The sequence below is a fragment of the Dactylosporangium cerinum genome (assembly GCF_042653625.1).
Taxonomy (GTDB): domain Bacteria; phylum Actinomycetota; class Actinomycetes; order Mycobacteriales; family Micromonosporaceae; genus Dactylosporangium; species Dactylosporangium cerinum.
Genome location: NZ_JBHSIU010000010.1, coordinates 178,679 through 189,956 on the forward strand (window position 1 = coordinate 178,679; position 11,278 = coordinate 189,956).

Sequence of the window (11,278 nt, forward strand, 5' to 3'; positions counted from 1 at the left end):
GAGCGAAGCGGAGGGGCCGGGCATCAGCGGCTCAGTCTCAGGTCAGGACGGCGCCGGAGCGCAGCGGAGGTGGCGGCATGACGGGTCCTGGACGTCCCGGAGGTGGATCGCGGCCCACGCCGCCCGCGTTCGGACCCGGGCGGATGATGATGGGGGCCGCCGGGCCGCCGGCGAAGCTCGAGGACTTCAAGGGCTCCTCCAAGCGGCTGCTGCGGATGCTCGCACCCGACCGGCTGCTGGTCGCCGCGGTCCTCGTGTTCGGCATCGGCAGCGTCGTGCTGTCCGTCATCGGGCCGAAGCTGCTCGGCAACGCCACCGACGTCATCTTCGAAGGCATCGTCGGCCGGGACCTGCCGGCCGGCATCACCCAGGCCGAGGCGGTCGCCGGGGCGCGGGCGCGCGGCCAGGACCGCTACGCCGACATGCTCGCCGCGATGGACCACGTCGTGCCCGGCCGCGGGATCGACTTCGACCGGCTCGAGCGGGTCCTGCTGTGGGTCGCCGTCATCTACCTCGGCGCCTGGATCCTCGGCCTGCTCCAGGCCCGGCTCACCACGGTCATCGTGCAGCGCACCGTCTACCGGCTCCGCGAGCACGTCTCGGCGAAGCTGTCCCGGCTGCCGCTGAGCTACTTCGACCAGCAGCCCCGCGGCGAGGTCCTCAGCCGCGCCACCAACGACACCGACAACATCGCCATGACCCTGCAGCAGTCGATGAGCATGCTGCTCACGTCCCTGCTGACGATCGTCGGCGTCCTCGGCATGATGTTCTGGATCTCGCCGCTGCTCGCGATCATCGCCCTGGTCACGGTGCCGGTGTCGGTGCTGGTCACGATCCGCATCGGCAAGCGGTCCCAGCCGCAGTTCGTCAAGCAGTGGGCATCCACCGGCAAGCTCAACGGCCACATCGAGGAGATGTTCACCGGGCACTCCGTGGTGAAGATCTTCGGCCGCCAGGCCGAGGCCGCGAAGACCTTCGAGGAGCACAACGAGGCGCTCTACACCGCGTCGTTCCGGGCCCAGTTCATCTCCGGGCTGATCCAGCCCGCGATGATGTTCATCGGCAACCTCAACTACGTCCTCGTCGCCGTCGTCGGCGGGCTGCGGGTCGCGTCCGGGTCGCTGTCCCTCGGTGACGTGCAGGCGTTCATCCAGTACTCCCGCCAGTTCAGCCAGCCCCTGACCCAGGTCGCGAGCATGTCCAACCTGGTGCAGTCCGGCGTCGCCTCCGCCGAACGGGTCTTCCAGCTCCTGGACGCCGAGGAGCAGTCCCCGGACCCGGCCAAGCCGTCCCGGCCCGCCCAGGTGCGGGGCAAGGTCACGTTCGAGGGGGTGTCGTTCCGGTACAAGCCCGACGAGCCCCTCATCGAGGACCTCACCCTCACCGTCGAGCCCGGCCAGACGGTCGCGATCGTCGGCCCCACCGGCGCCGGCAAGACCACGCTCGTCAACCTGGTCATGCGCTTCTACGACCTGACCGCCGGCCGCATCCTGCTCGACGACGTCGACATCGCCACGATGACCCGCGACGACCTGCGCGAGCAGATCGGCATGGTCCTGCAGGACACCTGGCTCTTCCAGGGCACCATCGCGGAGAACCTCGCCTACGGTGCCGACCACCCGACCCACGACAAGGTCGTCGCCGCGGCCGAGACGGCGCACGCCGACCGGTTCGTCCGCACCCTCCCCGACGGCTACGACACCGTCATCGACGAGGAGGGCGCCGGCGTCTCGGCGGGCGAGAAGCAGCTCATCACGATCGCCCGGGCGTTCCTCGCCGAGCCGACGATCCTCATCCTCGACGAGGCCACCAGCTCCGTCGACACCCGCACCGAGGTCCTCATCCAGCGCGCCATGAGCACGCTGCGGGCCGGCCGGACGAGCTTCGTCATCGCCCACCGCCTCTCCACCATCCGCGACGCCGACCTGATCCTCGTCATGGAGCACGGCACGATCGTGGAGCAGGGGACACACGAGTCGCTGCTCGCGTCCGGCGGCGCGTATGCGCGGCTGTACTCCGCCCAGTTCGCTGCGGCGGCCGTCGAGGTCGACTGATCCGGTCCCTTCGATCCACCCCCACGCCGTGGTGTTTGGTCGTGGGGGTGGATCGGGGCTGGTTGCGGTCCGCGGGTTCTGGTCAGCATGACCTTCAAATATTCGCCCAAACGTTGCGGGGACTTGATGGCACCGCCCGGCCGCTGGCGCGTCCGTGCGACAGGGTGGCGTGGTTCCGGTCCGTGCCGTCTTGCGGTGATGCCAAGCCAGGTCCGCACTCACATGGTCCAGCGCCGTCGAGGTCGTCATTCGGTGGTGCCACACCGCCGCCGGTCACAAAAGCCGCAATCTCCCCGCCCCGCCCACGCCGGACCCGACGCTTCGAACTACCTGGTGGATCAGTGGTCGCCCGCGACCACCAATCCACCAGGTAGTGCAAGACTGCCGCTCCGGACCCGCGGAACAACCCGGTGCATCCTCGCTACCCGGTGGATCGCTGTTGTCCCACGGGGGGTAATCCACCGGGTAGTTCAAGATTTCCGTTCCGGAGCGCTGGTACCACCCAGTCCAGTGATCGATGGTTTTCGTTTTTTGGCTGCAGGTGGTGTTGTAGCACCGAATGATGACTTCGACGGCGGTGGATCATGTGAGTGCGGACCTGGCTTGGGATCACCGCGAGACGGCTGTCAGGGTGACCACGCCACTCTGTCGCACGGACGCGCCAGCGGCCGGGCGGTGCCATCAAGTCCCCGCAACGTTGGGCGAATATTTGAAGGTCTGGTCGACGAACCCACGCGGACCGTACATCGGCCGGGCGGAGCGCAAGCCCTCGCAGCAGAGCTGAATAGTTGCAGGGCACGGCGACCGGTACGGTGTCGCGGTGGATGATGCCGACCCGGTGGAGCTCTGGTCCCGCCTGCGGGTCTGGGCATCGCGGTGGGAGCTGTCGCCGCCGGTGCTCAGCGCCGGCTGGTTGTGCCTGCCACCCGGATACCGGGCCGCGGCCGTCGACGGCTGGATCGTGCGGCCGCTGTTCGAGCCGCCGGGCGACGACGAGGCCGCGCGGGTGCTGGAGGAGCGCACCGGCCTCAGGGTGCCGGCGGACCTGCGGGCGCTGTACGCGGTGCACGGTGGCTCCTACGCGCCGCTGCTGCCGAACGGGATGTCGCTGCTGCCGTACGAGGCGATGCTGACCACGTGGCAGTACTGGGCGACGCTGACCTCGCAGCATCCCGGCTGGACGCCGGAGCTCGCCGGGGACGGCACCCACTACCGGTGGTCGGTGCCGTGGTCGTGGCTGCCGGTTGCGGAGAACGACGACGGGATCATGGTGCTGGACTCCGCGCCCGGGCCGCGCGGGACGGCCGGGCAGGTGCTGTTTCCGGTCGACCGGGTCGAGCGCGTGGTCGTGGCGGGCTCGGTCACCGACCTGCTGCGCCGCTGGCTCGCCGCCCTCGACAGCGGCGAGGTCCGCTTCGACCCGGAACACGGCTACGCGGTGCCGGTCGACCCTGAGCGAAGCCTCGCTGACCTGCTGAAGGAGTGACCGGAAAAAACTTTTGGGTGCCGTGTCGATCGGCGCCTGCGTCGTTCGACCTTGGGGTGAGAGGGTCGAGGAGCGACCCCGCTGGACGAGGAGAACGACGATGACGAAGTACATGCTGATCATGCGCGGCACGGACGAGTCGATGGCGAAGATGATGGAGACGCCGTTCGAGGAGATGCTCGAGACGGTGGGCCGGTTCAACGAGGAGTTGATCCGGGCCGGGGTGCTCCTCGCCGCCGAGGGCCTCGACGACCCGTCGCAGGGTGTGGTCGTGAGTTTCGACGGTGAGACGCCGCTGGTCACCGACGGGCCGTACGGGGAGACGAAGGAGCTGTTCGGCGGCTTCTACCTGCTGGACGTGGCGAGCAAGGAAGAGGCCGTCGAGTGGGCCAAGCGGCTCCCCGGTGGGCCCGGCACGAAGTGTGAGATCCGGCGGGTGCCGACCATCGACGAGTTCCCGCAGGACAACGAGTGGATCGTCAAGGAGCGGGCGTGGCGCGAGCAGACCGGCCAGCTCTGATGGTCGGGGCCACGGACGGCCCGCCGAGCGCCGAGCCGGCGCCGCGGGCCGTCGAGGCCCAGCCGCCCGCCGAACAGGAGCCGCCGGCCGGGGAACAAAAGCCAGAGGCGGCGCGGCGGGCGCTCGAGGCGGTCTGGCGGATCGAGTCGGCGCGGATCGTGGGGGCGCTCGCCCGGTACACCGGGGACTTCACGCTCGCCGAGGACGTCGCGCAGGAGGCGGTCGCGGAGGCCCTGGTCAGCTGGGCTCGGGAGGGCGCGCCGGACAACCCGGTGGGCTGGCTGCTGGCCACCGCCCGGCGGCGGGCCATCGACAGCTTCCGGCGCAGGTCGGCTCGCGACGACCGGTACGCGGCGCTCGCCGGCCAGCTCACCGAGGGTGAGGCCGCTACGGGGGCGGTGACGCCGGCGGGGCACGCGGACGAGCTGCCGTGGGACCCGGATCGCATCGACGACGACATCCTGGCGCTCATGTTCGTGGCGTGCCACCCGGTGCTCGCGCCCGAAGCCAGGGTCGCGCTGACGCTGCGTACCGTCGGCGGGTTGTCGAGCGAGGAGATCGCCCGGGCGTTCCTGGTGCCGGTGCCGACCGTGCAGGCGCGGATCACCCGGGCGAAGAAGACGATCGCCGCGGCGAAGGTGCCGTTCGAGGTGCCGCCGGCGCACGAGCGGCGGGAGCGGCTCGGCGGGGTGCTCAGCGTGCTCTACGTGATCTTCACGGAGGGTGCGACGGCGACGGCCGGGGACGACCTGCTGCGGCCCGACCTCGCGCACGAGGCGATCCGGCTGGCCCGGATGCTGGCCGCGGTGCTGCCGGGGGAGCCGGAGGTGTACGGGCTGCTCGCCCTGTTCGAGCTGACCGCCGCCCGGTTCCCGGCGCGCACCGGGCCGGACGGTGAGGCGGTGCTGCTGGAGGACCAGGACCGGCGGCTGTGGGACCGTTCCGCGATCCGCCGTGGACTCGCCGCGTTCGGCACCGCGGCGAAGACCGGGCTCGGCCCGTACGGGTTGCAGGCGGGGATCGCGGCCTGCCACGCGCGGGCGGCGTCGGTCGGGGAGACGGACTGGGATCACATCGTGCTGCTGTACGAGGCGCTCGGCCGGATCGCGCCCTCGCCCGTCGTCGAGCTCAACCGGGCCGTCGCCGTGGCCATGGCCAGCGGACCGCAGCGGGCCCTCGAGATCGTGGACGAGCTGGTGGCCACCGACCGGCTGCCTGGCTCGCACCTGCTGCCGGGGGTGCGCGGCGAGCTGCTCATCCGGCTCGGCCGCACCGCCGAGGCCCGCAACGAGCTGGAGCTGGCCGCCCGGCTGTGCCGCAACGCCCGCGAGCGCGCGGTGCTCCTGCGCAAGGCGGAAGCCCTGAGCTGAAAACATCACCATCCCGGCCGGCGAACCCGGGAATAGCCTCGTCAGGCCCGCATTCCCGCGCCGCGCGAGGTGTTGGTCACGCTACGTCGAACCGGCGGCCGGTCCTAGGCTCGGCCGCATGAAGATCGTATTGACCGGTGGGACCGGGTACATCGGCTCCGTGGTGCTGGAGCAGCTCGTCGCCGCGGGGCACGCCGTCACGGCGCTGGTGCGCAGTGACGAGGCCGCCGCGAAGGTCAGCAAGGCGGGCGCCGAGCCGGCCGTCGGGGACCTCTACGACACCGCCTGGACGGCCAGGCTGTTCGCGGCGGCCGACGGCGTGGTGCACACCGCAGCCCCCGGCGACGGGACCAGCGAGCAGTTCGACCGCGCGGTCGTGGAGGCGGCGGTCGAGGCGCTGTCCGGGACCGGCAAGCCGTATGTGCACACCAGCGGGATCTGGGTGTACGGCGACAACGCCGACATCGCGGAGGACTCGCCGTTCGCGCCCCCGGCGCTGACCGCGTGGCGGCTGGCGGTCGAGCGGTCGGTGCTCGACGCGGACCTGGTGGCCACGATCGTGGCGCCCGGGATCGTCTACGGCCACGGCGGCGGCATCCCGGCCGGCGTGCTCGCGCCGGGCCGGGACGAGCAGGGCCGGGTCCGGCTGGTCGGTGACGGCACCCAGCACTGGACGACCGTGCACGTCGAGGACGTGGCCGCGCTGTACGTCGCCGTGGTCGAGCGGGGCGAGCGGCTGGGGCACGTGGTCGCCGCGTCCGGGGTGAACCCGACGGTCCGCGAGGTCGCCGAGGCCGTGGGCGCCGGGGTGGCGCCGGAGAGCGTCGAGGAGTCCAGGGCCCGGTTCGGGCCCCTGTTCGCCGACGCGCTGCTGCTGGACCAGCAGGCCACCGGCGCGAAGGCGCGCTCGCTCGGCTGGACCCCGACCCGGCCGACCCTCATCGAGGAACTGGCCGGAGCCTGACGATGTGACCGGTCTGATGAGATGTATCCGTGCAGCTGCCCGCCGTCGACATTCCACCGCCGATCGGCAGCACCGCCTGGGACCGTGAGCTCCTGACGCTCGGCATCGACCGCGCGACCGTCGACCGCGAGCTGCGGGAGGCGGTCGCCGGCATCGCCGAGCCCGATGGCCACGACGTGTATCTGAACGACGCGTCACCCGAGACGGCGGCCGTGCTGGTGCTGTTCCATCAGGAGCGGCCGTCGTACTCCGCACTGATGTATCTGCGCTTCGTCTGGAACGGCGCCGACGGCCGGCTCCGCGACTGGATCGTGCGCCAGTACGCCGCCATGCTCGTCCACGGCCCCGGCCCGGTCGCCGAATCGGGCGAGTACGGGCTGGCCATCGACTACTTCGAGGACCACCGGGTCGCCTCGGGCGTGCTCGCCGCGCTGCTGACCCAGGTCCCGGAAGATCACTGGGCCGGGATCCTGCGCGCGGCGGGCCCGGTGCAGTGGTCGGCGAAGCGGCAGCTCTTCCTGGCCGCCGCGGCGCGACCGGCACTGCACGCGGCGCTCGCGAAGGGGATGGCCGCGTCCTTCTACGGCGTCTACGGCGACATCGACGCGCCCGAAGCGGCCGAACTGTTGCGCCGGATTACCGTCGAGGACGAACGGGTCCGGGGGCATCTGGTCCAGGCCACCACCGAGCCGATGCTGATGCGGTCCGGTTCGGCGATCGTGGTGACCGACGCCCACTGGGCGCACCCCGGCAGCATCCTGCTGGAGATGGTGGTCACCCGCGGCCCGTGGCGCTGGGCGGCCCGGTCCGAGCTGGTCGCCGACGGCCGCACCTGGGGCCGGCTGGTGCACTGGTCCTTTCCGTTCCGGCGCGAACATGAGCACCGGACCCTGCCGGGCCGGCCGCTCGACAAACCGGAGCTGCACCGGATCGAAGACCCGCCGGCAGACCCCGCGGACCTCGTCGACCGGGACTTCGAACTGTGGCCGCCGGGCCTGCGGGAGCACCTCGGGCAGCGCTGAACGACCGTTACGACCGGCGGCGTCGGCGGGGTGGGACGCCGAACAGGGGCATGCGCCAGAGGGGCAGGTCGGTGACGGTCTGGCCGGACAGGGTCAGCATCCGGCGCATGCTGAGGCGGATCAGGGCGTGCACGACGTAGAACAGCCAGCCGGCGAAGGGCAGCTCGATCAGCACGGCGGTGGCGAGACTGACCCAGCGGTCCGGGCCGGCCGCCGTCATGATGTCGAACCAGGCGTCGCAGACCAGGAGGGTGGCGCTGACGATCGCGGTCAGCACGACGATCTGGCGGCGGCGCACCGCCGCCCACGCGGTGAGGGCGAGGGCGGCGGCGAGGACCAGGTCGAAGCCGACCCAGGTGGCGCGCCAGTGGCCGGCCAGGTAGCGCGGCGGCAGCGTCCACGCCAGCGCCGCCACCCACGGGATCATGAGCAGGGTGGCGGTGACGACCACGACGACGAACCGGCGCCGGGCCCGCTCGTCGGCGTGCGGTGCGGGTGCCAGGCGGGTGAGGCGCCGGGCCAGGTCGGCCCGCTCGGACGGGGACATCCGAGCGAGCTCGTCGTCGGTGAACGGCACTCAGCGGCCGCGTTGCGCCCGGTAGCGGTTGACCAGCGCGGCGGTCGAGGAGTCCAGCGCGGACGTGTCGCCGGCGGCGCTGGTGAGGGCGGGTTCGATCCGCTTGGCGAGGACCTTGCCGAGTTCGACGCCCCACTGGTCGAAGGAGTCGATGTCCCAGATCGCGCCCTGGACGAAGACCTTGTGCTCGTACAGGGCGATCAGCTGACCGAGCACGCCGGGGGTGAGCTTGTCGGCGAGGATGGTGGTGGTCGGCCGGTCGCCGCGGAACGTGCGGTGCGGGACCTCCTCGGCGGCGACACCCTCCTTCGCGACCTCCTCGGACGTCTTGCCGAACGCGAGCGCCTGGCCCTGGGCGAACAGGTTGGCCATGAGCAGGTCGTGTTGGTCGGCGAAGACGCCGAGGCCCGGTGCCGGCTGCGCGAAGCCGATGAGGTCCGCCGGGATGAGCATCGTGCCCTGGTGGATCAGCTGGTAGTACGCGTGCTGGCCGTTGGTGCCGGGGGTGCCCCACACGACCGGGCCGGTCTGCCACTCGACCGGGTGGCCGTCGTGGTCGACGGACTTGCCGTTGGACTCCATGTCCAGCTGCTGCAGATACGCGGTGAACCGGGACAGATAGTGGCTGTAGGGCAGCACGGCGTGGGTCTGCGCGTCGTGGAAGTTGCGGTACCAGATGCCGAGCAGCCCGAGCAGCAACGGCGCGTTCTCCTCCGGCGGCGCGGTGCGGAAGTGCTCGTCCATGGCGTGGAAGCCGTCGAGCATCTCCCGGAAGCCGTCCGGTCCGAGCGCGATCATCAGCGACAGGCCGATCGCGCTGTCGTAGGAGTACCGCCCACCGACCCAGTCCCAGAACTCGAACATGTTGGTCGTGTCGATGCCGAACTTCGCGACCTCGCCGGCATTGGTCGACACCGCGACGAAGTGCTTGGCGACCGCGGCGTCGTCGCCGAACGCGTCGAGGATCCAGCGGCGGGCGGCGGTAGCGTTGGTGATCGTCTCGATCGTGGTGAACGTCTTGGACGACACGATGAACAGCGTCGTGGCCGGGTCCGCGGCCCGCACGGCCTCGTAGAGGTCGGCGCCGTCGACGTTGGAGACGAAGTGCATCTCCAGGTTGCGGTCGGTGTATCCGCGCAGCACCTCGTAGGCCATCGCGGGGCCGAGGTCGGAGCCGCCGATGCCGATGTTGACGATCGTGGTGATCCGCTGGCCCGTGAAACCGGTCCACTCGCCGGAGCGGATCCGCTCGGCGAACGCCGCCATCCGGTCCAGCACGGCGTGCACCTTCGGCACCACGTTCTCGCCGTCGACCTCGACGACCGCGCCGCGGGGCGCGCGCAGCGCGGTGTGCAGCACCGCCCGGTGCTCGGTGAAGTTGATCCGGTCGCCGCGGAACATGGCGTCGCGCAGCTCGTCCACCCCGCGCGCCGCGGCGAGGTCGCGCAGGAGGCCGAGGGTCTCGTCGGTGACGAGGTGCTTGCCGTAGTCGAGGTACAGGTCGCCGACCCGCAGGGAGTACTTCTCACCGCGCCCCGGGTCGTCGGCGAACAGGTCCCGCAGGTGCACCTCACCCAGCTCGGCGCGGTGTTTCGCCAGCGCAGCCCATTCGGGCAGCTGATTGGGTCGGCCGTGAGACATCAAGCACTCCTTCAGCGAGGTCACACTCTCACTGGGATTGTGCCCCTTTCACATCCGTCTCGTCCTCCGTGCGCCGATCTTGCGATTGGTCCCACCCCGTGAGGAGCGCGGGGACCGGTTCGGCCGGCGTTGCCCGTACACCTCGCGAAAATGCCGGACGTCGGCGGATCGCGATCAGGACGGCCCCGACGGTTGTCGCCGCGACCACGGCGCCGACGATGGCGGTGGGCACCTCGAACAGCTTCAGTGCGCTGGCGATCAGCACGATGACCAGGGCGGCCCGCACCACGCCGGCCGGTGCCCTGGACGACAGCCGCGCGCCGATGAGCACGCCGGGCACGGACCCGATCAGGACCGCCGCGGCGAGGTCGAGCTTCAGGTCGCCGAAGATCGCATGGCCCAGTGCGGCCGCGGCGACCAGGGGGATGGCCTGCACGAGGTCGGTGCCGACGAGGTCGTTCGGGCGGAGCATGGGGTACAGCGCGAGCAGGATCACAATGATGAGCGAGCCGGAGCCGACGGAGGTCATTCCCACGACCACCCCGCCGAGGGCGCCGAGCAGCACCGTCGGGATGGGCTTGATGGTGATTTCTGGGGCTACATCCGATTTATCGCTCTTTCGGCCGGTGTACGCCTTGATCAGCAGACCCACGACCGCGAGCAGCAGTGCCACCCCGAGCGCCACGCGGACGACGTCCTGCACCGACTCGCCGTCGCCGAGCGCCCGCATGAGCAGGACCCCGGTGAACGCGGCGGGCACGCTGCCCAGGCAGAGCCACCGCACCAGCGCCCAGTTGACGGTGCCGCGGCGGGCGTGCACCCAGCCGCCGAACGGCTTCATCACCGCGCTCGCCGCCAGATCGCTGGAGACCGCGGCCAGCGGCGGGATACCGAAGAACAGCACCAGGATGGGGGTCATCAGCGCGCCGCCACCCATGCCGGTGAGGCCGACGACGACGCCGACACCCAGCCCGGCCAGGGCCATCACAGGATCCACCGGGGAATTGTGCACTATGCCGGTCGCTTTTGCCGGTTCGAAACGGGGCTGCGGTGGCGAGGGGCACTTCGTTAGCGTGTGGCAATGCAGGTGCGCACGCAGGTCCGGCTGGTGTTCTGGTCCGTCGTGGCGATCGCGGCACTGCTCGTGCTCGATGCCGCGGTGACCGCGGTGGTGCGGCGCAACCTGCTGCACCTGGACACCCGGCTCATGTCCCCGCGCTCCCTCAAGCAGGTCGAGGCCGACTACACCAACAACCTGCTGGTGGCATCCGTCGGGGCGGTGCTCATGCTGGCGCTGGCGCTGGTCGTGTATCGGCACAACCCGAAAATCAGGGCCGCGATCTGGATCATCGGGCCGTTGCTCGGCCTGGCCCTGCTGTGCGGGCTCGTCGGCGGACCCGAGTGGGCGGTCGCGCCGACCGGTGAGGAGCCCGAGCTGCTGCGGCAGGAGTACGCGAAGGCCGTGCCGGAGTGGTACCTGTGGGTGCACGGCACCGCCGGGCTCTTCGCGGCCGGCCTGCTGTTCTTCATCGCCGGCTTCGTCACCCGCGGCGACCTGCGCGAGTACTACCTCGAGGAGCCCAGCGGCGACGGCGGAGGCACCTACCGTTCGTGGATCGACCGCACCAGTGCCTGACCGTATCC

10 protein-coding genes are annotated in these 11,278 nt (G+C 71.0%); 7 read left to right on the forward strand and 3 right to left on the reverse strand.

What is annotated here, in order from left to right; translation table 11 throughout:
* Window positions 1-77: 77 nt before the first annotated feature.
* The 6 genes from ACFPIJ_RS07180 to ACFPIJ_RS07205 all read left to right on the forward strand — a co-directional run bounded on the left by ACFPIJ_RS07180 (window position 78) and on the right by ACFPIJ_RS07205 (window position 7,416).
* Window positions 78-2,054 carry an ABC transporter ATP-binding protein gene (locus ACFPIJ_RS07180; RefSeq protein WP_380113833.1) on the forward strand — a complete coding sequence of 659 codons (1,977 nt, stop codon included), beginning with the start codon at window positions 78-80 and terminating at the stop codon, window positions 2,052-2,054.
* A gap of 820 nt (window positions 2,055-2,874) precedes the next feature.
* Complete coding sequence (locus tag ACFPIJ_RS07185; RefSeq protein ID WP_380113834.1) at window positions 2,875-3,540, forward strand: SMI1/KNR4 family protein; 666 nt, start codon at window positions 2,875-2,877, stop codon at window positions 3,538-3,540.
* 100 nt (window positions 3,541-3,640) lie between these two features.
* Window positions 3,641-4,060: a YciI family protein gene (locus tag ACFPIJ_RS07190; RefSeq protein WP_380113835.1), complete on the forward strand. Its 420-nt coding sequence runs from the start codon at window positions 3,641-3,643 to the stop codon at window positions 4,058-4,060.
* Window positions 4,033-5,430 (forward strand): RNA polymerase sigma factor, encoded by a 1,398-nt coding sequence (locus ACFPIJ_RS07195; RefSeq protein WP_380113836.1) that lies wholly within the window; start codon window positions 4,033-4,035, stop codon window positions 5,428-5,430. Before ACFPIJ_RS07190 ends, ACFPIJ_RS07195 begins: the two co-directional genes overlap by 28 nt.
* A gap of 118 nt (window positions 5,431-5,548) precedes the next feature.
* On the forward strand, window positions 5,549-6,394 hold the full coding sequence (locus ACFPIJ_RS07200) for an NAD-dependent epimerase/dehydratase family protein (RefSeq protein WP_380113837.1): 846 nt from the start codon (window positions 5,549-5,551) through the stop codon (window positions 6,392-6,394).
* A gap of 29 nt (window positions 6,395-6,423) precedes the next feature.
* A complete protein-coding gene (locus tag ACFPIJ_RS07205; RefSeq protein ID WP_380113838.1) occupies window positions 6,424-7,416 on the forward strand; it encodes a hypothetical protein in 993 nt (330 codons plus the stop codon).
* Between the two features lie 7 nt (window positions 7,417-7,423).
* Here the strand turns inward: ACFPIJ_RS07205 and ACFPIJ_RS07210 are convergent, their stop codons facing one another.
* From ACFPIJ_RS07210 to ACFPIJ_RS07220, 3 genes are read right to left on the reverse strand one after another with little or no spacing between them, the layout of a single operon-like run.
* A complete protein-coding gene (locus ACFPIJ_RS07210; protein ID WP_380113839.1) occupies window positions 7,424-7,963 on the reverse strand; it encodes a hypothetical protein in 540 nt (179 codons plus the stop codon).
* 30 nt (window positions 7,964-7,993) lie between these two features.
* The gene (gene pgi / locus ACFPIJ_RS07215) at window positions 7,994-9,634 is read right to left on the reverse strand and encodes a glucose-6-phosphate isomerase (protein WP_380113840.1); all 1,641 of its coding nucleotides are present in this window, start codon (window positions 9,632-9,634) and stop codon (window positions 7,994-7,996) included.
* Window positions 9,635-9,662: 28 nt separating this feature from the next.
* Window positions 9,663-10,631 (reverse strand): sulfite exporter TauE/SafE family protein, encoded by a 969-nt coding sequence (locus ACFPIJ_RS07220; protein ID WP_380113841.1) that lies wholly within the window; start codon window positions 10,629-10,631, stop codon window positions 9,663-9,665.
* Window positions 10,632-10,715: 84 nt separating this feature from the next.
* Between ACFPIJ_RS07220 and ACFPIJ_RS07225 the strand changes: the two genes are divergently transcribed.
* Window positions 10,716-11,270, forward strand: coding sequence for a hypothetical protein (locus ACFPIJ_RS07225; protein ID WP_380113842.1), 555 nt, complete (start codon window positions 10,716-10,718; stop codon window positions 11,268-11,270).
* Window positions 11,271-11,278 lie beyond the last annotated feature (8 nt).